At 67.6% G+C, this 23,099-nt stretch carries 21 protein-coding genes and 1 riboswitch; of the genes, 13 read left to right on the forward strand and 8 right to left on the reverse strand.

The window, feature by feature from the left end:
• Positions 1 to 161: 161 nt before the first annotated feature.
• Positions 162 to 2,159 (reverse strand): transketolase, encoded by a 1,998-nt coding sequence (gene tkt / locus D0901_RS14195; RefSeq protein ID WP_129140957.1) that lies wholly within the window; start codon positions 2,157 to 2,159, stop codon positions 162 to 164.
• Between the two features lie 356 nt (positions 2,160 to 2,515).
• Between tkt and metK the strand changes: the two genes are divergently transcribed.
• The 4 genes from metK to D0901_RS14215 all read left to right on the forward strand — a co-directional run bounded on the left by metK (position 2,516) and on the right by D0901_RS14215 (position 7,373).
• Positions 2,516 to 3,736 carry a methionine adenosyltransferase gene (metK, locus tag D0901_RS14200; protein WP_129140958.1) on the forward strand — a complete coding sequence of 407 codons (1,221 nt, stop codon included), beginning with the start codon at positions 2,516 to 2,518 and terminating at the stop codon, positions 3,734 to 3,736.
• A 241-nt stretch (positions 3,737 to 3,977) separates the two neighbouring features.
• Positions 3,978 to 4,403, forward strand: a complete 426-nt coding sequence (locus D0901_RS14205) for a hypothetical protein (protein ID WP_129140959.1) — start codon at positions 3,978 to 3,980, stop codon at positions 4,401 to 4,403.
• 124 nt (positions 4,404 to 4,527) lie between these two features.
• Positions 4,528 to 4,620: riboswitch (S-adenosyl-L-homocysteine riboswitch) on the forward strand.
• A 19-nt stretch (positions 4,621 to 4,639) separates the two neighbouring features.
• A complete protein-coding gene (ahcY, locus tag D0901_RS14210; RefSeq protein ID WP_425256181.1) occupies positions 4,640 to 6,052 on the forward strand; it encodes an adenosylhomocysteinase in 1,413 nt (470 codons plus the stop codon).
• Positions 6,053 to 6,137: 85 nt separating this feature from the next.
• Entirely contained in the window at positions 6,138 to 7,373 is a 1,236-nt protein-coding gene (locus tag D0901_RS14215; protein WP_129140961.1) for a cation:proton antiporter, read from the forward strand.
• Here D0901_RS14215 and D0901_RS14220 read toward each other — a convergent pair.
• Positions 7,370 to 7,831 (reverse strand): hypothetical protein, encoded by a 462-nt coding sequence (locus D0901_RS14220; protein ID WP_129140962.1) that lies wholly within the window; start codon positions 7,829 to 7,831, stop codon positions 7,370 to 7,372. The two genes, D0901_RS14215 and D0901_RS14220, sit on opposite strands and share 4 nt — an antisense overlap.
• Positions 7,832 to 8,164: 333 nt before the next feature.
• On the opposite strand from D0901_RS14220, the gene D0901_RS14225 reads away from it, so the two are divergent.
• Complete coding sequence (locus D0901_RS14225; RefSeq protein WP_129140963.1) at positions 8,165 to 8,899, forward strand: DUF4396 domain-containing protein; 735 nt, start codon at positions 8,165 to 8,167, stop codon at positions 8,897 to 8,899.
• A 125-nt stretch (positions 8,900 to 9,024) separates the two neighbouring features.
• Here D0901_RS14225 and D0901_RS14230 read toward each other — a convergent pair whose 3' ends face one another.
• Positions 9,025 to 9,444 carry a DUF411 domain-containing protein gene (locus D0901_RS14230; protein WP_233440434.1) on the reverse strand — a complete coding sequence of 140 codons (420 nt, stop codon included), beginning with the start codon at positions 9,442 to 9,444 and terminating at the stop codon, positions 9,025 to 9,027.
• Between the two features lie 162 nt (positions 9,445 to 9,606).
• Between D0901_RS14230 and D0901_RS14235 the strand changes: the two genes are divergently transcribed.
• Positions 9,607 to 10,428 carry a UDP-2,3-diacylglucosamine diphosphatase gene (locus tag D0901_RS14235; protein ID WP_129140965.1) on the forward strand — a complete coding sequence of 274 codons (822 nt, stop codon included), beginning with the start codon at positions 9,607 to 9,609 and terminating at the stop codon, positions 10,426 to 10,428.
• Between the two features lie 152 nt (positions 10,429 to 10,580).
• Complete coding sequence (locus D0901_RS14240; protein WP_129140966.1) at positions 10,581 to 11,315, forward strand: helix-turn-helix transcriptional regulator; 735 nt, start codon at positions 10,581 to 10,583, stop codon at positions 11,313 to 11,315.
• Here the strand turns inward: D0901_RS14240 and D0901_RS14245 are convergent.
• Positions 11,312 to 12,238 (reverse strand): AEC family transporter, encoded by a 927-nt coding sequence (locus D0901_RS14245; RefSeq protein WP_129140967.1) that lies wholly within the window; start codon positions 12,236 to 12,238, stop codon positions 11,312 to 11,314. The genes D0901_RS14240 and D0901_RS14245 overlap by 4 nt on opposite strands.
• A 136-nt stretch (positions 12,239 to 12,374) precedes the next feature.
• Between D0901_RS14245 and yddG the strand changes: the two genes are divergently transcribed.
• The 3 genes from yddG (at position 12,375) to metF (ending at position 15,316) form a co-directional block, all read left to right on the forward strand.
• Positions 12,375 to 13,274, forward strand: coding sequence for an aromatic amino acid exporter YddG (gene yddG, locus D0901_RS14250; RefSeq protein ID WP_129140968.1), 900 nt, complete (start codon positions 12,375 to 12,377; stop codon positions 13,272 to 13,274).
• A gap of 56 nt (positions 13,275 to 13,330) precedes the next feature.
• Positions 13,331 to 14,308, forward strand: coding sequence for a cation diffusion facilitator family transporter (locus tag D0901_RS14255; RefSeq protein ID WP_129140969.1), 978 nt, complete (start codon positions 13,331 to 13,333; stop codon positions 14,306 to 14,308).
• Positions 14,309 to 14,476: 168 nt separating this feature from the next.
• Positions 14,477 to 15,316, forward strand: a complete 840-nt coding sequence (gene metF / locus D0901_RS14260; protein ID WP_129140970.1) for a methylenetetrahydrofolate reductase [NAD(P)H] — start codon at positions 14,477 to 14,479, stop codon at positions 15,314 to 15,316.
• 109 nt (positions 15,317 to 15,425) lie between these two features.
• Here the strand turns inward: metF and D0901_RS14265 are convergent, their stop codons facing one another.
• Positions 15,426 to 16,040 (reverse strand): superoxide dismutase, encoded by a 615-nt coding sequence (locus tag D0901_RS14265; protein ID WP_129140971.1) that lies wholly within the window; start codon positions 16,038 to 16,040, stop codon positions 15,426 to 15,428.
• Between the two features lie 613 nt (positions 16,041 to 16,653).
• On the opposite strand from D0901_RS14265, the gene D0901_RS14270 reads away from it, so the two are divergent.
• The 3 genes from D0901_RS14270 (at position 16,654) to D0901_RS14280 (ending at position 19,672) form a co-directional block, all read left to right on the forward strand.
• A complete protein-coding gene (locus tag D0901_RS14270) occupies positions 16,654 to 17,649 on the forward strand; it encodes a TRAP transporter substrate-binding protein (RefSeq protein WP_129140972.1) in 996 nt (331 codons plus the stop codon).
• Positions 17,650 to 17,717: 68 nt separating this feature from the next.
• Positions 17,718 to 18,293, forward strand: coding sequence for a TRAP transporter small permease (locus tag D0901_RS14275; RefSeq protein WP_203234880.1), 576 nt, complete (start codon positions 17,718 to 17,720; stop codon positions 18,291 to 18,293).
• Positions 18,290 to 19,672 carry a TRAP transporter large permease gene (locus D0901_RS14280; RefSeq protein WP_129140973.1) on the forward strand — a complete coding sequence of 461 codons (1,383 nt, stop codon included), beginning with the start codon at positions 18,290 to 18,292 and terminating at the stop codon, positions 19,670 to 19,672. Before D0901_RS14275 ends, D0901_RS14280 begins: the two co-directional genes overlap by 4 nt.
• 63 nt (positions 19,673 to 19,735) lie before the next feature.
• On the opposite strand, the gene D0901_RS14285 is transcribed toward D0901_RS14280, so the two are convergent.
• Genes D0901_RS14285 through D0901_RS14295 form a run of 3 tightly spaced genes read right to left on the reverse strand, consistent with a single transcriptional unit; the run spans position 19,736 to position 23,099 of the window.
• On the reverse strand, positions 19,736 to 20,905 hold the full coding sequence (locus D0901_RS14285; RefSeq protein ID WP_129140974.1) for a trans-sulfuration enzyme family protein: 1,170 nt from the start codon (positions 20,903 to 20,905) through the stop codon (positions 19,736 to 19,738).
• 20 nt (positions 20,906 to 20,925) lie between these two features.
• Positions 20,926 to 22,497, reverse strand: coding sequence for a rhodanese-like domain-containing protein (locus tag D0901_RS14290; protein ID WP_129140975.1), 1,572 nt, complete (start codon positions 22,495 to 22,497; stop codon positions 20,926 to 20,928).
• Complete coding sequence (locus D0901_RS14295) at positions 22,497 to 23,099, reverse strand: cysteine dioxygenase family protein (RefSeq protein ID WP_129140976.1); 603 nt, start codon at positions 23,097 to 23,099, stop codon at positions 22,497 to 22,499. The genes D0901_RS14290 and D0901_RS14295 overlap by 1 nt, the downstream gene beginning before the upstream one ends.

Genomic DNA, 23,099 nt, shown 5'->3' on the forward strand with positions numbered 1-23,099 from the left:
GCTCAGCACCTGGTGAGGGTAACCACGTCACTGGACTTATCGGCACCGGCGAGGGCGGCTTTAGAAGGACCGCCGGTCAGCGGTAAGAAAAAGGCAGGAAGCCCGGGACTCGGTGGCCGCGGGCATGGCGGGCCCACCCGTGAACGGGTGGGCCCGACGGATCAATCGACGGCCAGCAGTTCCTCGACCTGCTCGACGACGTTGTCGACGGTGAAGCCGTAGTACTTGAACAGGTCCTTGGCCGGGGCCGACTCGCCGAAGCCGTGCATGCCGATCACCCGGCCGTCGAGGCCCACGTACTTGGTCCAGTAGACCCAGTGGCTGGCCTCGATCGCCACGCGCTGGCGCAGGCGCGGCGGCAGCACGCTGTCGCGGTAGCTCTGCGGCTGGGCGTCGAACACGTCGGTGGAGGGCATCGACACCACGCGCACCGCCTTGCCCTTGGCCTCCAGGGCGTCGGCGGCCTGCATCGCCAGGTCGACCTCGGAGCCGGTGGCGATCAGCACCACCTGGGCCGGCTCGTCGCTGTCCCTGAGCACGTAACCGCCGCGCTGGATGTCGGCCAGCTGGTGCTTGTCGCGCTGCTGGGCGGCGAGGTTCTGACGCGAGAACACCAGCGCGGTGGGCGCGCCACGGCGATGGATCGCGGCGTGCCAGGCGGCGGCGGTCTCGGTGGCGTCGCACGGCCGCCAAGTCGACAGGTTGGGCGTCGAGCGCAGCGCGCTCAACTGCTCGATCGGCTGGTGGGTGGGGCCGTCCTCGCCGAGGCCGATCGAATCGTGGGTGAACACGTAGATCGCCTGGCGGTTCATCAGCGCGGCCATGCGCACCGCGTTGTGCATGTACTCCATGAACGTCAGGAAGGTCGCGCCGTAGGGGATGAACCCGCCGTGGGCGCTGATGCCGTTCATGATCGCGCCCATGCCGAACTCGCGGACCCCGTAATGCAGGTAGTTGCCGGCGTGGTGATCGCGATTGATGGCCTTGGCGCCCTTCCAGAAGGTCAGGTTGGACGGTGCCAGGTCGGCGCTGCCGCCGAGCAGCTCGGGCAACTGCGGGCCGAGTTCGTTGAGGCACGCCAGCGAGGCCTTGCGGCTGGCCAGCGTCTCGGCCTTCTCCTGGGCCTGCTCGATCAGCTTCTCGCTGGTCAGCGGGGTGGGCAGCTGGCCCTTGAGGCGCCGCGACAGCTCCTTGGCGAGCTCGGGGTGATCGGCCTGGTAACGCTCGAAGCGGGTCTTCCAGTCCTGCTCGGCGGCGTTGCCGCGCTCGGTGGCATCCCAGCCGGCGTAGACCGCTTCGGGCACGTGGAAGGGCGCGTGTGGCCAGCCCAGCTGCTCGCGGGCCGCGGCCACCTCGTCGTCACCCAGCGCGGCGCCGTGGGATTCTTCTTTGCCCTGCTTGTTGGGCGCGCCGAAGCCGATGATCGTCTTGCAGATGATCAGGCTGGGGCGATCGTCGTTGGAACGCGCCAGCTCGATCGCCGCCTTGACCTCCTCGGGCTTGTGGCCGTCGACGTTGGGCACCACGTGCCAGCCGTAGGCTTCGAAGCGCTTGGCGGTGTCGTCGGTGAACCAGCCCTCGACCTCGCCGTCGATGGAGATGCCGTTGTCGTCGTAGAAGGCGATCAGCTTGCCCAGGCCCTGGGTGCCGGCCAGCGAACAGACCTCGTGGGAGATGCCTTCCATCAGGCAGCCGTCGCCCAGGAACACGTAGGTGTAGTGGTCGACGATGTCATGGCCCGGCTGGTTGAACTGCGCCGCCAGGGTGCGCTCGGCGATGGCCATGCCCACGGCGTTGGCCAGCCCCTGGCCGAGCGGCCCGGTGGTGGTTTCCACGCCCGGGGTGTAGCCCAGCTCTGGGTGGCCCGGGGTGCGCGAGTGCAGCTGGCGGAAGTTCTGCAGGTCCTGGAGGGTGACGTCGTAGCCGCTCAGGTGCAGCAGCGAATAGAGCAGCATCGAGCCATGGCCGTTGGAGAGCACGAAACGGTCGCGGTCGGCCCAGTGCGGGTTGGCCGGGTTGTGCTTGAGGTAATCGTTCCACAATACCTCGGCGATGTCGGCCATGCCCATCGGGGCACCGGGGTGGCCGGAATTGGCCTTCTGCACGGCATCCATGGACAGCGCGCGGATGGCATTCGCCAACTCGAAACGGGACGGCATTTAGTAGCTCCTCGCCTGCGGCAAACGGGCAGCGGCCGCGGATGCTTCCTTCCCGGGAGCACCCGCGCCGCGGTCATTTCGCGGGATGACGCCGCCTGTGGCGCGGCGCGTGAAATCAGAGCCGTATTGTCGCCGAGATGGCGCCTGCCAGCAAATCGCCCGACGGCGCGTGGCGGGCCCCCGGGCCGTCGCTAGGCAGCCGCTGGGGCAGCGTGTAGACTCTTGACCCTCGAGCCCGGCAGCCGCGCCACCCCGCTCGGTCACATGTCGCCGCCTGTCGTCTCGCAGGCGTGAGGCCATATGATCGCCCTTCGTTGCGACGCTAACGGACAGCCTTAGAGAGGGTCGAGGACATCATGAGCGAATACTCCCTGTTCACTTCCGAATCCGTATCCGAGGGTCACCCGGACAAGATCGCCGACCAGATCTCCGACGCGGTGCTGGATGCCATCATCGCCCGCGACAAGCAGGCCCGCGTGGCCTGCGAGACACTGGTCAAGACCGGGGTGGCGATCGTCGCCGGGGAGATCACCACCAGCGCCTGGGTCGACCTCGAGGAACTGGTGCGCAAGGTGATCCTGGATATCGGCTACGACTCCTCGGATGTCGGCTTCGACGGCGAGACCTGTGGCGTGCTCAACCTGATCGGCAAGCAGAGCGTCGACATCGCCCAGGGCGTCGATCGCTCCAAGCCCGAGGACCAGGGCGCCGGTGATCAGGGCCTGATGTTCGGTTACGCGACCAACGAGACCGCGTCCTACATGCCGGCGCCGATCCATTACGCGCACCGCCTGGTCGAACGCCAGTCGGAGCTGCGCAAGAACGGCATGCTGCCGTGGCTGCGCCCCGACGCCAAGAGCCAGGTGACTTTCCGCTACGGCGACGACGGCAAGCCCGTGGCGGTCGATGCGGTGGTGCTCTCGACCCAGCACGATCCCGAGATCGATCAGGACGACCTGCGCAAGATGGTCCGCCGCGAGATCATCGAGCAGGTCCTGCCGGCCGAATGGCTGACCGCGTCCACCAAGTATCACATCAACCCCACCGGCAAGTTCGTGATCGGCGGGCCGGTCGGCGACTGCGGCCTCACCGGGCGCAAGATCATCGTCGACACCTACGGTGGCATGGCGCGTCACGGCGGCGGCGCCTTCTCCGGCAAGGATCCGTCCAAGGTCGACCGCAGCGCCGCCTATGCCGGACGCTACGTGGCCAAGAACGTGGTCGCCGCGGGGCTGGCCGACAAGTGCGAGATCCAGGTCTCCTACGCCATCGGCGTCGCCGAGCCGACCTCGGTGTCGGTCGATACCTTCGGGACCGGTCGCGTCAGCGACGACAAGATCATCGAGCTGGTGCGCGAGCATTTCGACCTGCGTCCCTACGCCATCACCCGCATGCTCGACCTGCAGCACCCCATGTACCAGTTGACCGCCTCCTACGGCCACTTCGGCCGCGAGCCGTTCGAATACACCTACACCTGGACCGACGTCAACGGCGAGACCCAGCACGAGACCTTCACCGCCTTCCCCTGGGAGAAGCTCGACAAGGTCGAGGCCCTGAAGAGCGCCGCCGATCTCTGAGCCGCCGCTTGTGGTGGTTCCGACGCCCCGCTAGAGCGGGGCGTTTTTGCGTGGGACGGGCGCCGACGTTGACGCGTCGGGAAACGACTGTTTGAATGAAACGAACGCTGTTCGATAAAAAGTGGTCGAAGGCTTGGGGAAAAGCGGGACGGCCTTCTAGGCTGTGAGACGAGAACGGACCCGACAACAACCGCGCGGTCAGGGGACTGAAGTCGCCATCAATGGATATGAGGATGTGAACATGGAAAACCGCAAGATGCTCTGGGTTGCCGCACTGACACTCTCCGGCGCGCTGCTGGTGGGCTGCGGCGACGACAGCGACGATCAGGCACCAGACAACGCCAATCAGTCCACCACCACCGAGTCGTCGAACGCCGGTGGCACCGAGTCGTCGGATTCCGGCAACGGCTCCTACGGGGGCGGCACCAGCACCGGCGACAACGACATGTCGGGCTCGGGCGCCGGCGACGAATCGAACATGCAGCAGAACAGCACCACGGCGGAGACCGGCCAGTCCGAGAACGCCGCGCAGGGGGCCACCAGCGGCTCCGGCGAGACGAGCGGCGGCTCGGGCAGCGGTTCCGGCAGCGACATGTCGACGACCGACGGCGCCAGCGGTACCGGCCAGGATGACGCCGGCGCGATGGACGAGGAAACCACCCAGTAACGTCACGGCATTAGCCGGACTTCCAGCGGGGCGGCCGATCGGCCGCCCTTTTCGGCTGCGCGGCGGCGTCGCGATTGAAAACGCCGCGAACCTGTAGTGAACTGCCTGCATGATCGTGTTGCTGCTGTCCGAGGGGCGCTGCAGCATGTCCACGCCGCCGGCGCGGACTGCGAGGCTCGGGCAGGGAACGGCCACCAAGCAACGGCGCCCATTCCCCGGAATGGAGTTAGACGACGATGACCGCCATGGCCAACTCGCAAGCCGCCGCCTCCCAGGACTACAAGGTCGCCGACATCGGCCTGGCCGACTGGGGGCGCCGCGAGATTCGCATCGCCGAAACCGAAATGCCGGCGCTGATGAAGATCCGCGCCAAGTATCGTGACCAGCAGCCGCTCGCCGGTGCCCGCATTGCCGGCTGCATCCACATGACCATCCAGACCGCGGTGCTGATCGAGACCCTGATCGAGCTTGGCGCCTCGGTACGCTGGTCCTCCTGCAATATCTTCTCCACCCAGGATCACGCCGCCGCGGCGATCGCCGATGCCGGCATCCCGGTGTTCGCCTGGAAGGGCGAGACCGAGGAGGAGTTCTGGTGGTGCATCGAGCAGACGGTGGAGGGCCCCGACGGCTGGACCCCCAACATGGTGCTCGACGACGGCGGCGACCTGACGGCGTTGCTGCACGACAAGCGTCCGGAACTGCTCGAGGCGATCCACGGCATCTCCGAGGAGACCACCACCGGCGTGCATCGCCTGCAGGAGATGCTGCGCGACGGCACGCTCAAGGTGCCGGCGATCAACGTCAACGACGCCGTCACCAAGTCCAAGAACGACAACAAGTACGGCTGCCGTCACAGCCTCAACGACGCCATCAAGCGCGGGCTCGACCATCTGATGGCCGGCAAGCAGGCGCTGGTGGTCGGTTACGGCGACGTGGGCAAGGGCTCGGCGGCCTCGCTGCGCCAGGAGGGCATGATCGTCAAGGTCAGCGAGATCGACCCGATCTGCGCCATGCAGGCCTGCATGGACGGCTACGAGGTGGTCTCGCCCTACGTCGACGGCATCAACCAGGGCGTCGAGAGCATCGATCGCGACCTGCTCGGGCGCATCGACCTGGTGGTGACCTGCACCGGCAACATCGGGGCCTGCGACGCGCCGATGCTCAAGGCGCTCAAGAAGGGCGCGGTGGTGTGCAACATCGGCCACTTCGACAGCGAGATCGACACCGCCTACATGCGTCGCCAGTGGCACTGGGAAGAGGTCAAGCCGCAGGTCCACAAGATCTACCGCGACAGCGATCCCGACGACTACGATCCGACCAGCGACGACTACCTGATCCTGCTCTCCGAGGGCCGCCTGGTGAACCTGGGCAACGCCACCGGCCACCCCTCGCGGATCATGGATGGCTCCTTCGCCAACCAGGTGCTGGCGCAGATCCACCTCTTCGAAGGCAAGTTCGCCGACCTCAGCGACGACGAGAAGGCCGGTGGTCTCAGCGTCACCGTGCTGCCCAAGCAGCTCGACGAGGAGGTCGCCCGCTACATGGTCGAGGGCTTCGGCGGGGTGATCACGCGCCTGACCGAGGACCAGGCCGAGTACACCGGCGTGGCCGCCGACGGCCCCTACAAGCCGGACGAGTACCGCTACTGATTGCTAGTTACGGCGTGACGCCGCCCGCGCCCGGCCGTGCGGGCGGCGGTGTCGTGTTCATCCATCGCCCGGCCAGGGAGGGCCCGTGCTCGATCTCGTCGCCATCGTCATCACGCTGACCGCCGTGCTGGCCTGGTTCAATCACCGTTTTCTGGGACTGCCGCTGACCATCGGCGTGATGGCCATCGCCCTGCTGTTGTCGGGGGCGATGAACGGCCTCGACGCGCTGGGCTTCGGCGATCTGGAAGCCCGGGCCGAAACGCTGCTCGGCCGTATCGATTTCAACGCCCTGCTGATGAACGGGATGTTGTCGATGCTGCTCTTCGCCGGTGCCCTGCACGTCGACCTCGATCGGCTGCGCCGCTACCGCTGGTCGATCGGCTTTCTCGCCACCGTCGGCGTGGTGGTCTCGACACTGGCGATCGGCGCGGCGACCTATGGCCTGTGCCGGTTCTTCGGGCTCGAGGTCGGCTGGCTCTACTGCCTGACCTTCGGCGCGCTGATCTCGCCCACCGACCCCATCGCCGTGCTGGGCATCCTGCGCGAGGCGGGCGCCCCCGAGGATCTGGAACTGCGCATCGTCGGCGAGTCGTTGTTCAACGACGGTGTGGCGGTGGTGATCTTCACCCTGCTCGTCGGGGCGGCGACCGGCGAGCAGGTGCTGAGCGTGACGCAGGGCGGCTGGCTGTTCCTGCAGGAGGCCGGCGGCGGGATCCTGCTGGGACTGGCCGTGGGTGGGCTGGGCTATGCGCTGATGCGCAGCATCGATGCCTACCGCATCGAGGTGCTGGTCTCGCTGGCGGTGGTGCTGGGCGGCTATGCCCTGGCCCTGCATCTACACGCCTCGGGGCCGCTGGCGATGGTGGTGGCCGGGCTGCTGGTCGGCAACCAGGCCCGCGCGAGCGCCATGTCCGAGACCACCCGCCGCTATGTGGACGGCTTCTGGGAGCTGGTCGACGAGATGCTCAATGCGCTGCTGTTCGTGCTGATCGGCCTGGAGATCCTGGTGATCCCCTTCTCGCCGGCCCTGTTGTGGATCGGGGTGGCACTGATCGCGATCGTGCTCGCCGTGCGCTTCGTCACCGTCGGCCTGCCGGTCGCCTGGCTGCGCGGTCGGCTGGGCTTTCGACGCGGCTCGGTGCGCATTCTCACCTGGGGCGGCCTGCGCGGCGGCATCTCGGTGGCCCTGGCGCTGTCGCTGCCCGACGGCGAGCCGCGTGACGTGCTGCTCACGGTGACCTATCTGATCGTGCTGTTCTCGATCCTCGTCCAGGGGCTGAGCATCGGGCGGGTGGTGCGGCGCGTCATCAACCGCGCCTAGAGATCCTGAAGGCGCCCGGCGTCCCGTGCCAACCGCATCGCCTCGTGCTCCTCGAGCGAGAGCAGGTTCTCGAGCAGTTCGCGTGCCGAGGGCACGTCGGCGTCCTGATCGAGCAGGTGACGATAGAGCCCGGTGACCTGCTCGTGAAAGGCGAGCACCGCCGCCATCACCTCATCGACGTCCATGTCCCGAAAGTTGGCCTGGCACTGGCGTTCCGGCCGTGCCGGGGCGTTCTCGAAGTACTCGTAGCACCAGGTGTTGAGCGCCGAGGGCATGGCGTCGTGGCGTGCCAGTTCCAGCGCATGGCTGAGCTGGCGCTCATGCTCGACGAGATAGTCGAGCAGCATCTTGAGTCGCTCGCGCTGGGTCTGCCGCGAGCATTGGGCCAGGCAGTCGGCCAGATTGGCGTGGGTGCGTTGCGTCCATTCCAGGACGTCGCCCAGGGTTTCGACGCGCATGACGGCTCTCCCGGTCGGCGGCACGGGCCACCTGTGGTTGATGTGCCGTCAGTATGCGCCGGTAACGCCGGCGGCGGCGTGATGCGCGTCAATAACCCCGACGCCATCGAGTCGCGACCCGCCTTGACCCCGGTCCCGCACATGGGGGCTATCCTGAGCGATTGCCTGTGGCCCTGCACCGGCCGTGCCGGAATTTGTCGTCGCCCGCCGATCGCGACTACGTTCAGGGTGGCCGTCGGTGACGAAAATGCCGCTCCAGGGACACGCCGTGAGCGACCGCCGGCGACGGCCGGGCCATCATCGAAACCACGGACAAGGAAAGGAGTTCCTGACATGGTGCCGACCTGGTTGACGATCATTGCCTGGATTTCCCTATTGCTGGGGTTCGCCAGCGCCCTCTACGTCATCGGCGATCTGCGACGTCACCCCCAGCACATGACGATCATGAACGTGGTCTGGCCGGCCTGCGCCCTGTTCGGCCATCTACCGGTGCTGTACGTCTACCGCCGCTACGGTCGACTGGCCGCCGACGAGATCGCCCACCCGGCCATGAAGGCCGGCGAGACGCCGCCGCACAAGCGCGACACGCCGTTCCCGATGAAGGTCGTCAAGGGCACGCTGCACTGTGGCAGTGGCTGCACGCTGGGCGACATCGTCGCCGAGTGGCTCGCCTTCACGTTGCCCGTCATCGCTGTCTGGCTGGGCTGGAAGGGGCTCTTCGCGGACAAGATCTTCGCCGTCTGGGTGCTCGACTACATCCTGGCCTTCCTGTTCGGTATCGTCTTCCAGTACTACGCCATCAAGCCGATGCAGGACATTTCGCCGGGCAAGGCGCTCTGGCAGGCGATCAAGGCCGATACCCTGTCGCTGACCGCCTGGCAGGTGGGCATGTACGGCTTCATGGCCTTCGCCCACTTCTATCTGTTTGCGGTGGTCTTCGGCGAGACGCTCCACGTCGATAGCATCCATTTCTGGTTCATGATGCAGATCGCCATGGGCTTCGGTTTCCTCACCGCCTATCCGGTCAACTGGTGGCTGATCCAGCGCGGCGTCAAGGAAGCGATGTAAGCCGGGAACGTCTCGTCGCCAACGCCAGGCAGGGGCCCGCTCGTCGGGCCCTTTTCATGGATGGTGTCGGTGCTCGACGACGCGCTACCCGGCGGCGACGAGGGCCGGGCAGCGCGAAAGCGCGGTCACAGGGTCATGAAGGAGGTGGTGCGCTGATCGTCGAAGGCCTCGACCGTGAAATCGCCCTGCTTGGGCCCGGGCATGCCGGGCGAGCCGATGGGCATGCCGGCCAGGCCGATGCCGTCGATGTCGGGTGTTTCGCTCAGCAGCTTGTCGATGGCGGCGAGGGGAACGTGGCCCTCGATGACGTAATCGCCGACCCGCATCGTGTGGCAGGAGGCCAGCGACACGGGCACGCCGGCCGCACGCTTGATGGCCGACAGGTCGCTCTCGGAGACGACGTCGACCTCCCAGCCCTGATTCTCGAGATAGCGGGCGTACTGCTCGCAGCAGCCGCAGTTGGGGTTGCGGTGCAGGGTGGCGTCGGTCGCCAGGGCCGGCGTGGTGACCAGCAGCAGGCCGGCCGAAAGCAAAAGACGTCTCATGGGTGGCATCCTCTTCCTGGGGTGATCGGGTTCGATTGCCGATCATAGAAGCCGGGGGCAGCACACGGGTCAAGCACCGGGGTCATCGAAACGTCATCGTTTCGCCATGGGCCGGTCACCGCCGGCTGACACGCTGGTGGCGCCAATCGAGGAGGCCGTCCCATGCGTACCCCGACCGATTCCGTGGCCGACTGCCGCACCCTGTTCATCTCCGACATTCACCTGGGCACGCCGGACTGCCAGGCGGCACTGCTGGCCAGACTGTTGCGCCGGGTGCGTCCGCGGCGTCTCTACCTGGTCGGCGACGTCGTCGACCTGATCGCCATGCGCCGCCGGGCGGTCCTGCCGCCGGCCCAGCAGCAGCTGGTGGCGCGTATCCTGCGCCTGGCGCGAGGCGGCTGCGAGGTGATCTACATTCCCGGCAACCACGATGCCGCCTTCCGCCGCCTGTGCGGGCTGCGCATCCACAACGTGCGCATCGAGCGCCGCTGGATCCACGAGCTGGCCGACGGCCGGCGCTTTCTGGTCAGCCATGGCGACGAGTTCGACACCCATGTGCGCGTCGCCCCCTGGCTGCTGTCGCTGGGCGATGGCATGCATCAGTTCGTGCTGCGCCTCAACCGCTGGTGCAACCGCTTGCGGCGGACCCTGGGCCTGCCCTACTGGTCGCTGGCCAGTGCCATCAAGCGGCGGGTGGCGACCGCACGGCGTTATGTGGCCCAGTTCGAGCAGGCCGCCATGCACCAGGCCTCCCGGGAGGGCCTCGACGGCTATATCGGCGGCCATATCCACCAGGCGGGTTTCAGTGCCGGCCACGGTGTGGTCTATGCCAACGACGGCGACTGGGTGGAGCATTGCACCGCGCTGGTCGAGACCGCTGCCGGCCGGCTGCAGCTGATCGACTGGCAAGGGGAGCCGATCGCCGACGAGCCGCGCGTCGTTCCGGTGGCGACAGCGGCGCCGGGGGAGCTGGTCAACGCCTGAGAGGGTGCCTGACGATGGCGAGCGAAGGCGCGACCGGGCTCGCACGACGCCGACGTCAACGCCGCTCGCAGACATTTTGCAGGCCCCTCTGCGCCCATGCCACACCGGGTGTGGCACACTGGCGATCTCGCACGTTTCGGGTCGCTGGAACCATGTCGTATCGCCTGTCGCCCCTGGTCGAGGTGCGCGATTATCCCGATCGCGTGCGGACCGACCGTCACGTTTTCCATCAACTGCTGCTGGGCCTCGACGGCCACGTCGAGCTGGAAGCTGCGGGTCGTGCCACCCGCGTCGCCCCCGGCGTGCTGGCGCCGGTCGTCGCGGGCGATATCCACCACTACCTGGCCCCGGCCGACAATCGCATCCTAGTGGTCGATCTCCCGGTCGACTGGTGCCGGGCGCTGGATCTGGACGCGGCATTGGCGGGGCCGGCGTGCCGCCTGCCCGATGCCCTCGTCGCACGGGGGCGCCGGCTGGAGCACGCATCGCCGCCGGTGCTGGCCGCCTGGCTCGGGGAGGTGGCGAGCGCCGCCGCGCGCCCGGTGGCGGTGCCACGGCTGCGGCTGCTGGAACTGCTGCCGGCGATCCGCGCCGACCTCGCCCATCCCTGGCGGGTCGCCGAGATGGCCGCCCGCTGCCATCTCGCCGAGGCGGCGTTCGCCCGCCAGTTCCGCGCACTGACCGGCTGGCCGCCGCATGTGTGGCTGACCGCACAGCGTCTCGCGCTTGCCCGGACGCGGCTGCGTGACCCCCGCGCCTCGCTCACCGAGATCGCCCTGGCCTGCGGCTTCGCCGATGCCGCGCACTTCTCGCGGGTCTTCCGCCGTCATCTGGGCTGCCCGCCCGGTGAATGGCGGCGTGCCTTGCCCGAGCGTCTTGTGGACTAGCCCAGCCCGGCCAGGGCCTGAAGCGCGCCCAGATAAGGGGGAACCACCAGCGGTGCCGCCAGTGTGGTGAGCATCACGGCGATGGCGCCCTTGGCGGGCTGGGTATCCAGCTCCATGGCGATGACCACCACGTTGGCCGCCATCGGCACCACGCCGATCAGCAGCAGGGCGGTGGCCAGCGTGGCATCGATCGCCAGGGTCGCCTGCAGCGCCCAGACCGCGAGCAGGCTGATCAGGGGCCAGAGGGCGAAACGCGCCAGCACGCAGGCGGTGATGAAGCGCACGTCGACCTCGCGCAGCGTCACCCGCCCCAGTGTCATGCCGATGATCATCATCCCCAGCACGGTGTAGCAGTACGTGAAGTCGTCGAGCCCGTCCATCAGCGCGCCCGGCAGCGTCAGCCCCAGGGCGTTGACCGCCAGGGCGGCGGCGAAGGCGTAGATCAGCGGCAGGCGAACGATGCGCGCGAGGCTGGCACGCATCGAGAAGCGCCCGCGGGCACTGAGGAAGTAGCCCACGGTGAATTCGTAGAGGGTGATGCCCAGCAGGCAGAACAGGTACTGGGCGACGCCTTCCGGGGGCAGCAGCACCATGGCCAGCGGCAGGCCGAAGTAGCCGGTGTTGCCGGTCCCCGCGGAGAACGCCAGCACCGCGGCCTCGGGCGGGGCGAAGACGCGCTTCGCCAGTTGCCCGACGAGCAGGGCGAGGGTGCTGGCGAGCAGGAACAGTGCCGCGGTCAGGGCCAGGTCGTCGAGCCCGGGGTGGCCCTGCACCAGGCCACGGAAGAAGGTCAGCGGCGCGATCACGTAGATCAGCAGCGTGGCGATCGGGCGCGGATCGACGGCCAGCCGCCGGGCGCACAGCCAGCCCAGGGCGACGAAGGCCAGCAGCGTCCACAGCGGTTGATAGAGATCGTGGCTCATCGGCGGCTCCGCAGGAAAAAGCCTCATGATGCCTGTTCGCGGCCACGGATGGCAGGTCAGGAATCGACAAGCCGCGGGCGGTGGCCGGGGCCACAATGACGCCCTGCTTTTCACCGGCGCTTGCACAGGGGCTGACATGAGCGACCACTCGACGGATTCTCGCGCCACGGCGATCGGCGCCACCACGGTACTCAACTGGGCGCTGCTCGCCACCCTCACGCAACTCGCCGGGCCGGTGCCGCCGTTTCTGCTGACCGCGCTGGCCTTCGCCATCGCCTTCGTCTGCTTCGTCGTGTGGCTGGGGCTGCGCGGTGCGTCGCCGATCGCGCCGCTGCGCCAGCCGCCGCGGGTCTGGGCGCTGGGGGTGGGCGGGCTGTTCGGCTATCACGCGTTGTACTTCGTCGCCCAGCAGAACGCACCGCCGGCCAATGCCGGGCTGATCAGTTATCTCTGGCCGCTGCTGATCGTGATTTTCGTTGCGCTGCTGCCCGGCGAGCGGCTCAAGGCGATCCACGTGGTCGGCGGTTTGCTGGGCTTCGCCGGCGCGGGGCTGCTGGTGGGCGGCGACGTTTCGGCCGCGGGCAGTGCCCTGGGCTATGCGGCGGCGTGCGCCTGCGCCCTGCTGTGGAGCGGGTATTCGGTCCTCTCGCGGGCCGCCAAGGGGGTGCCCACGGCGGCGGTGGGCGGCTTCTGCCTGGTCACGGCCGTGCTGGCCGCGCTGTGTCATCTGCTCTTCGAGCCGGCGCGCTGGCCGCAGGGCGTCGCCTGGCTGGGGGTGATCGGTCTGGGGCTGGGCCCGGTGGGCAGCGCCTTCTTCACCTGGGACGTGGGGGTCAAGCATGGCGATCTGCGTCTGCTGGGGCTGCTGGCCTACTTCACGCCACTGCTCTCGACGCTGGTGCTGATCCTCGCCGGTTATGCACGCCCCACGCCACTGCTGGCGCTGGCTGCGGGGCTGATCACGCTGGGCATGCTGGTGGGCAGCGGTCGCCTGAGTGGCGCGAGGAGAGGGAGCCGGTCCACCGACAAGGCTTGACCCTGTAGTGGCTACAGGTGCGGTAATCGGGGCACATCCGCCAACGGGAGTCCGGCATGGCGCACGACCACGCCTCTCATCATCATGGCCATTCGCACGGTCACGACCACGGCCATGATCACGATCATGATCACCACCACGCCCCCACGGTGACCGCCGACAGCGAACGCCGGGTGATGCTGGCGATGTTGCTCACCGGCGGTTTCATGCTCGCCGAGGTGATCGGTGGCTGGATGGCCGGCTCGCTGGCGCTGCTCGCCGACGCCGGTCACATGGTCAGCGATACCGCCTCGCTGGCGCTGGCCTGGTTCGCCTTCCGGCTGGGCCATCGCGCGCCGGACCGGCGCCGCACCTTCGGCTACCAGCGCTTCCAGGTGCTGGCGGCCTTCGTCAACGGCCTGGCGCTGCTGGCGATCGGCGTGGGGATCGTCATCGCCGCCATCAAGCGACTCTACGCCCCGGTGGAGGTCATGGCCGGCACGATGATGGTGATCGCGGTGATCGGCCTGGTGGTGAACATCGGGGTGTTCGTGATCCTGCATCAGGGCGATCAGGACAACATCAATCTGCGCGGCGCGGTACTCCACGTGATCGGCGACCTGCTCGGCTCGGTGGCGGCGATCGTCGCTTCGCTGGTGATCATGGCCACCGGCTGGAACGTCGCCGACCCGCTGCTCTCGATGCTCGCCGCGGTACTGATCCTGCGCGGCGCCTGGAAGATCATCCGGCGCAGTGCGCATACCCTGCTCGAGGGGACGCCCGATGGCGTCGAGATCGCCGAGATCCACGAGGCGCTGGCGTCGGTGGAGGGCGTCCGCGACGTGCACGATCTGCATCTGTGGGGACTGACGCCGCAGGACCCGCTGCTCAGCCTGCATCTGGTGGTCGATGCGGCGAGCGACAACGATCGGGTGCTCGAGCGGGCCTACGCGCTGCTTCACGAGCGCTTCGGCATCACCCATGCCACCCTGCAGATCGAGGGCGAGGCGTGCCTCACGGGGGGCGATTGCAGCGACGCTACCGCGCGTTCGTGAGGCCCGTCAGGCGGGACGTGCATGACCGGCGCTCATGGAGCGGCGAGGAAACTTTCATTGGTTCTCAAGACGGCAGGCGGGCACAATGCGGGCATTCACCAGGGTCGTGACGCTCCGCGAGGCGTCAGCGACCCCCTGACGACGCCGGACACGATCAAGGGTTGAGCAATGAGTGCACACGAGTCTCCGCTGGGCATCAGTTTCGAATTCTTTCCTCCCAACACCGATGCCGGGCGGGACAAGCTGATGGCCGCCCGCGACGCCCTGGCCGAGCGCAAGCCGCGCTTCTTCTCGGTGACCTACGGCGCCGGCGGCTCGACCCAGGCGCGTACCCACGAGACGGTCAAGCGGGTGCGCGAGTGCGGCATCACCACCGCGCCGCACCTGTCGTGCATCGGGAGCGAGAAGGCCCAGATGCGCGAGCTGCTCGAGCACTACCGCGAGGACGGCATCGACAGCCTGGTGGCGCTGCGCGGCGACCTGCCGTCGGGGATGGGCGGCATCGGCGAGCTGCGCTACGCCAACGAGCTGGTCGAGTTCATCCGCGCCGAGACCGGCGATCACTTCGAGATCGCGGTGGCCGCCTACCCCGAGGCGCATCCCCAGGCGCCGAGCTTCGAACACGACCTGCAGAACTTCGCCCGCAAGATGCGCGCCGGGGCCGACCTGGCGATCACCCAGTACTTCTTCAGTGCCGACGCCTACTTCCATTTCGTCGACCGTGCCCGCGCGCTGGGCGTGGAGCAGCCGATCGTGCCGGGGATCATGCCGATCACCAACTACACCAAGCTGGCGCGATTCTCGGATGCCTGCGGCGCCGATATTCCGCGCTGGGTTCGCAAGCAGCTCGAGGCCTACGGCGACGACAGCGAGAGCATCCAGGCATTCGGCGAGGAGGTGGTGTCGAATCTCTGCCGGCGGTTGCTCGACGGCGGGGCCCCGGGCCTGCACTTCTACACCCTCAACCAGTCGACGGCGACCCTGCGGGTGCTCGACAACCTGCGCTGAACCATCCTTTGCTCGCCTAATTTGTAAACACCCTCTACCGTCATGACGAAAAAGGCCCCGCCGGAGCGGGGCCTTTCGCGTTGCGGGGCAACCAACCGAAGCCAGCGGTTTATGCCGCCTTGGCCTGCTCGTAGAGCGAGTTGGCGTAATCCCAGTTGACCACTTTCCACCAGTTCTCGATGTACTCGGGACGGCGGTTCATGTAGGTCAGGTAGTAAGCGTGTTCCCAGACGTCGCAACCCAGCACCGGGGTGCCGCGCACGCTGGCGACGTCCATCAGCGGGTTGTCCTGGTTGGCGGTCGAGGTGATCTCGAGCTCGCCGTCGGGCTTGACCACCAGCCAGGCGAAGCCGGAACCGAACTGGCCGGTGGCCGCGGCGGCGAAGGCCTTCTTGAACTCGTCGGCCGAGCCGTACTTGGCCTTGATCGCCTCGCCCAGGGCGCCGGTCGGATCGCCGCCGCCGTTGGGCGACATGACGTTCCAGTACAGGGTGTGGTTGTAGTAGCCGCCACCCTGGTTGCGCACCGCGGCCGACTGCTGGGAGACCTTGGCGAAGATCGTCTCCAGCGGCTGGTCTTCCATCTCGGTGCCCTTGATGGCATCGACGAACTTGTCGTAGTAGGCCCGGTGGTGCTTGGTGTGGTGGACCTTCATGGTCGTCTCGTCGATGACCGGCTCCAGCGCGTCATAGGCATAGGGCAGATCGGGAAACTCATGAATCATGGTGGATACCCTCCATTGTCATGGAAAAGTGGCGCATTCCAGCGCCGTCGATTTCGACCCCGTCGAGCCACTCTCGGGCGAGCCATCCGGTGACGACGGCGCAGTGCCGTCGACACGGTTCGCTGAGAGTCGCGGGGAAACGTTCATCGTCATCGGCCGCCATTCGGGCCATGCTGCCTCGCACCCGCTAACAGCGTAGCACCGCTGGTTCACCTCACGGTGCCGAAAGCACCCCTTGCCGGCGAATCCGGCGCAGCGAACTGGCGGTCGCCAGCCCCTAGCGCGGCGGTTCCTTGGCGTCCCTGCCCCAGAGTCTTGGTGCTAATGATTCCGTTTTCAAGCGGGGGCGGCGAGAGAATCTGCATTTCCCGTCGTCGGGATGGGGGATGCGGGTGTGCGGGAATCCGCACATGCCGCGGATGGTGCTGTGTGCCTATCCGCACGCTTTCCCCGGAGCGGTTGCCCCGCGGCTCGCTGGTATTTCCATCAAGTCATTGTTTTTCGGTGGCTTTCATTTTCTGGCACGGCCCTTGCCATGGATTGGGCGACCGTGCCGTCGCCTGCGACTGCACCTGGCACGCCAATCGCAACAAGATCCGCAAGGAGTCAACAAATGCGCACGCTCAAGCTCGCTTCTCTGACAGCCCTCGCCGCCGGTGTGATGATGGCCGGCAGCGCCCTGGCCGACCCGATCACCATCAAGTTCTCTCACGTGGTGGCACCGAACACGCCCAAGGGCCAGATGGCCGAGAAGTTCAAGGAGCTGGTCGAGGAGAGTTCGGTCGGCGATCAGGTCGACGTCGAGGTCTATCCCAACTCGCAGCTCTACGGCGACGACCAGGTTCTCGAGGCGATGCTGCTCGGCGACGTCCAGCTGGCCGCCCCGGCGCTGTCCAAGTTCCAGAAGTACACCAAGCAACTCCAGGTCTTCGATCTGCCGTTCCTGTTCGAGGACATGGATGCCGTCGAGCGCTTCCAGGACAGCGAGACCGGCCAGAAGCTGCTCACCTCGCTGGAGCCCAAGGGGCTGATCGGCCTGGGCTACCTGCATAACGGCCTGAAACAGCTTTCCGCGTCCGAGCCGCTGCGCGTGCCGGCCGATGCCGGCGGCAAGAAGTTCCGCATCATGACCTCCGACGTGCTCGAGGCGCAGTTCGAGGCGGTCGACGCCGCGCCGCTGAAGAAGCCGTTCTCCGAAGTGTTCATGCTGCTGCAGACCGATGCCATCGACGGCCAGGAGAACACCTACTCCAACATCTACTCGCAGAAGTTCTACGAGGTGCAGCCCTACATCACCGAGTCCAACCATGGTCTGCTCGACTACATGGTGGTCTCCTCGGCGCGCTTCTGGAACGGCCTGCCCGATGACGTGCGTCCGGTGGTCAAGGAGGCGCTCGACGAGGCGGTCGCCTACGGCAACGACATCGCCGCGCAGGAGAACCAGGACGCCAAGCAGGCGATCATCGATTCCGGCAAGTCCGAGATCATCGAGCTGACCCCCGAGCAGCGTCAGCAGTGGGTCGATGCCATGAAGCCGGTGTGGAGCCAGTTCTCCGACGAGATCGGCCAGGACGTGATCGACGCCGCCCAGGCCGCCAACGAGAACTGATCGACGACTCCCTGTCAGGCGATGGCGGGCCCGGCCCCGTCATCGCCGTCTTCGTTCGAGGTAAGACCATGATTTTTCGCTGGCTCAACAAGCTGGAAGAGGCGATCTTCTCGGCGCTGCTGGTGGCCATGGTGCTGCTCGCGGGCGTCGAGGTGTTCTATCGCTTCGTGCTCGCCGAGGGCATTAGCTGGGCCCAGGAGGGCTCGCTCTATCTGTCCGGCTGGTTCGTGCTGTTCGGCGCGTCATGGGGCGTCAAGCACGGTGCCCACATCGGCGTCGACGTGCTGGTCAAGAAACTGCCGCGCGGCGGGCGGCGTATCGCCACGCTGCTGGCACTGGCCATCTGTCTGGCCTATTGCGGCCTGCTGCTGGTCGGCAGCTACCAGTACCTGTCGCTGACCCGGATGATCGGTATCGAACTGCAGGACATTCCGATTCCCAAGTGGCAGGCCACGCTGATCCTGCCGATCGGCATGGGCCTGCTGGTACTGCGCTTCCTCGAGATCGGCTGGCGGGTGCTCAAGAACGAGGCCGACGGCTTCGGCTTCTCCGACGAGGGCGAGGAGAGCCTGCGTCTCGCCGAGCAGCGCGACGTCGAGGCTCATGACGCGGGCACCGATTCCGACAGGGAGGGCCGCTCGTGACCATCGCGACCCTGTTCATCCTGCTGTTCGTCGGCATCTTCCTGGGCATGCCGATCGCCTTCGCGCTGGGCTTTTCCAGCGTGACCACGATTCTGCTGTTTTCCAACGACTCGCTGGGTTCGATCGCCATCAAGCTGTTCGAGTCGGTCTCGCATCACTACACGCTGCTGGCGATCCCGTTCTTCATCCTGTCGAGCGCCTTCCTCTCGACGGGCGGGGTGGCACGGCGGCTGATCAACTTCGCCAACGACTCGGTGGGACACGTCAAGGGCGGCCTGGCGATGGCCTCGGTGATGGCGTGCATGTTGTTCGCCGCGGTGTCCGGCTCGTCGCCGGCCACGGTGGCGGCGATCGGTTCGATCGTCATCGCCGGCATGGTCCGCCAGGGCTACCCGGAATCCTATGCCGCCGGGGCGATCGCCAACGCCGGGACGCTGGGCATCCTGATTCCGCCGTCGATCGTCATGCTGGTCTATTCGGCGGCCACCGAGGTCTCGGCGGCCAAGATGTTCATGGCCGGGCTGATCCCCGGGTTGATGATGGGCGGTATCCTGATGCTCGCCATCTACGTCTCGGCGCGGCGCATGAAGCTGCCGGCGCTGCCGTTCCCGGGGTTCGGGGCACTGCTGCGTTCGGGGGGCAAGGCACTGGCCGGGCTGCTGCTGATCGTGCTGGTGCTGGGCTCGATCTACGGCGGCGTGGCCAGCCCCACCGAGGCGGCGGCGATCGCCGCGATCTACGCCTGGCTGGTGGCGGTGATCGGCTATCGCGACATGGGGCCGCTCAAGGGCATCCCCTGGAAACGGCCCGAGGAAAGCCTGGGCGCGGCCTTGCTGCGCGGCCTGTGGCAACCACCGCTGGCGCTGATCGGTTCGTTCGCCGATCGCGAGGTCCGGGCGGTGGTGCTCGACGGTGCCAAGGTATCGATGATGCTGCTGTTCATCATCGCCAACGCCATGCTCTTCGCCCACGTGCTGACCACCGAGCGGATCCCGCATCACATCGCCGAGGCGATCGTCTCCTGGGGGCTGCCGGCCTGGGGCTTTTTGATCGTCGTCAATCTGCTGCTGCTGGCGGCGGGCAACTTCATGGAGCCGTCGGCGATCCTGCTGATCATGGCGCCGATCCTGTTCCCGATCGCCACCCAGCTGGGCATCGATCCGATCCACCTGGGCATCATCATGGTGGTCAACATGGAGATCGGCATGCTCACGCCGCCGGTGGGGCTCAACCTGTTCGTGACGGCGGGGATCACCGGGCGCTCGATCGGCTGGGTGATCAAGGCGGCGCTGCCGTGGCTGGGCCTGCTGCTGGCGTTCCTGATAGCCATCACCTACATTCCGGCGATCTCGCTGTGGCTGCCCAACCTGTTGTCGTGAGACCCGTGATGAGCTGAACGACCCGCGCCCCCGCCATGAGCGGGGGCGCGTGCGTTCCGGCGGTCACTCGTCGAGCCTTGTCCAGGCCCGTGCGAGATCGGTGCGCAGGTCGTCGACGGCTTCCAGGCCGGCGTGCAGGCGTAGACAGGGGCCGCGTCGCGACCAGCTGTCGTCGAGGCTGCGTGCGGCGGCGAGGTCGCAGGGCAGCGCCAGGCTTTCGAAGCCGCCCCAGGAGGAGCCGATGCCGAACAGCGTCAGACTGTCGACCAGCGCGTCCACTCTTGAGGGCGGGGTTTCGGCGGTGAATTCCACCGTCAGCAGGCCGTTGGTGCCGTCGAAGTCGCGTTGCCACAGGCCGTGACCGGGGTGCTCGGCGCGCGAGGGTTGGTGAACGCGTGCCACGTGTGGCTGGCTCGACAGCCAGTCGCCCAGTTGCCGCGCGTTGTCGGCATGGGTCGCCATGCGACAGGCGAGGGTGCGCACGCCGCGCAGCGCGAGGTAGGCGTCGTCGCCACCGATGCACTGGCCCTGGGTCGCGGCCATCTCGGCGAGGCGCCGGCCGAGTTCGCCGTTGGCGGTGACGCTGCCCAGCATCACGTCGGAGTGACCGACCACGTACTTGGTACAGGCCATCAGCGAGATCGTGGCACCATGTTCCAGCGGCCGCATGAGGAGTCCGCTGGACCAGGTGTTGTCGACGGCAAGGGGGATGTCGCGCTCGGCGGCCATCGCCGCCAGTGCGGGCAGGTCCTGCATTTCGTAGACCAGCGAGCCCGGTACCTCGGTGTAGATCAGTCGTGTCTCGGCACGCAGCCGTGTGCTCAGGTGCTCGGGGGTGCCGTCGAAGTAGTCGACGGCGATGCCCCAGGGGCGCAGCCAGCCTTCAACGATGCGGCGAACCGGCTGATAGACGCTGTCGGCGATGACGACATGGGCGCCGGGCTGCAACAGGGTCATGAAGACCAGGTTGATGGCGGCGAGCCCCGAGGGCAGCAGTTGCGTGTGCTCGCCGTTCTCGAGCCGCGAGATGGCGTCTTCCAGGGCGTGGGTGGTGGGCGTGCCGCGACGGCCGTAGCTGAACAGCCGCTCGCCGTTGGCACGCCGCTGCTTGGTGTCGCGCATCTCGTCGAGCGTCGAGAAGGTCACGGTACTGGTGCGCACCACCGGCGGGTTGACCGGTGCCGGCCGTTGTCCGGGTCGCGCGAGATGAATCAGGTCGGTCGTAAGCTTCATGGGAGTCCTCGCTGGCGCACTCAGATCGTGAAGGTGGCGCGTTCCTGGGCGTCGAGCCGCTCGAGCAGGCCGGTCTCCCAGGCCAGATAACGGCGTGAGGCCTCCAGGTTGCCATCGTGGCGGTCGTGGACGAAGAACAGGAAGTCGATACAGTGCGCGTCGTCGGGTTCGTCGGGGGTGCGTGCCAGCGTGACGCCGGAGCTTTGCCAGTCGTCGAGGGCCGGCGCCAGCCAGCCGACGGGGGTGATCCCGCGCCAGGCGAGTTCGATGGCCAGGCAGGTGGCGCGTTCGGCATCGGCGACGAGGACGATGTCGCGCCGGGTGTCGATCTCGGCGAGTTGCTCGTCGAGCAGCGCGCGGTTGACCCAGCGCGCCCCGGGCAGGTGACCGGCGCGATACTGCATGCCGGGCCGCGCGTCGAGACACAGTCTGGCCGGGTCCAGCGCCTCGGCGAGGTCGAGCGCCGGCGGTAGCATGGGCAGGGCGGTTTCATCGCCGCGTCGCGAGAGGTTTTGCAGGGCCGGCCAGTGCGTGCTGCCGCCACGCAGCCAGGCGACCTCCTGGCCCATCAGGGCCAGCCAGTGTGCCACCACCGGCGCCCGGCACTCGTCGTCGTCGAGCAGCACCAGGCGGGCACGCTGGACCCCGACCCAGTGGTCGGTGGCCTGGATCAGCTGTCCGCCCGGTGCGTGGATCGCACCGGCGGGGGCGTCACGGCGATGCTCCTCGGCGGTGCGCACATCGAAGACATAGGTGGTGCGGGTCTCGTCGGCTAGCCAGGCATCCAGGGTCGCGGCATCGATCGCCTGCGCCCCGCCGGATTCGGCGAGCCGGCGGGCGGCCGCGCCCAGCTCGGTTCCGGCCGCGATCTCGGCGGGATAGTCGCGCCGGCTGTCGTGTTCGAGCGATAGCCCGGCCAGCCGCCAGCCCTGAGTGCCGTTCTCGAGGGCGTAGACCGGGTTCTCGATGCCCAGCCAGCGCAGGGTCTGGGCACCGATGATGCTGCGTGTGCGCCCGGCGCAGTTGATCACCACCGGGGTGGTGGTATCACCGGCGAGCAGGGTGGGAAGGCGCTTGGCGAGTTCGCCGTTGGGACAGCAGATGCTGGCGGGAATGTTCATCTTGCGGTATTCGGCGACGGGCCGGCCGTCGATGACATGCACCGGCTTGCCCGTGCGCTGCCACTCGTCCAGCGTGGCGGCCGCGACCCCGGGGGTGTGGAAATGCTCGTGGACCAGTTCGCCGAACGTCTTGCTGACCACGTTGACGCCGGCGAACAGGCCGTAACCCGCCGCCTGCCAGCCCTGGGCGCCGCCTTCCAGCCAGGCCACGTCCCGATAGCCGAGGTCGGCCAGACACTGGGCCGCCCGTTGCCCTCGGCCCTCGCCATGATCGTCCAGTACCACGATCGGCGCGGTGCGGCGCGGTACTAGACCACCGGCCAGTGCCTCGAGCCGGCTGAAGGGCAGGTTGACGGCGTGAAAGGGATGCCCCATGCCGTATTCGCCGAATTCACGGATATCGAGCAGGGCGATTTCCCGGCCGTCGTCGGCCAGCAGGCGCTTGAGCGTCCCGGGCGAGATGGCGTGCATCAGCGTTCCTCCGCCCGGCGCGTCTTCACGCCGATGTCCATGGTCCGGCAGGTTCCGGCCTCGAGGTCGAAGCTGGTGCGGCCGGTGAGCGTCTCGAGGGCACGGCCGTAGAGATGCAGGTGGCGGATCGGCCGGTCGCCGTCGATGCGCACCGAGTGAATGTCGTCGCCGAGCAGCGCGATGCCGCTACCGGGCCCGACGATGTGGCGCTCGGCTTCTTCCAGTCGTGCGCGGCCGGGCTGGCTGCCGTCGTCGAGCCGACGATACAGGGTATTGCACTCCTCGCCCTCGACCGCGGCGATGCAGGCCCAGGTGGTGTGGTCGTGGGGCGGAATGCGCTTGCCGGGACGCATGACGTTGAGATAGAGCGCGACGCTCTGGTCGTCGCCCTGATCGATCAGATAACGGGCCTGGTGCTCGTCGGCGGCCGGCGGCGGGTAGTCGGCCTCGTTCCATAGCTCGTGGCGCGCGGCCAGTTGCTTGAGTGCGGCGAGGACGCTGTCCAGGGTGGCGCGGTCGACGGGGCGGTCGGCGATGGTCTGGCGAACGTGTCGCAGGGTCTCGGCGACGGCCTGCCGACGAGTGGCGGAAGCGGTTTCCAT

The organism is Modicisalibacter coralii (assembly GCF_004117855.1).
Lineage (GTDB): Bacteria > Pseudomonadota > Gammaproteobacteria > Pseudomonadales > Halomonadaceae > Modicisalibacter > Modicisalibacter coralii.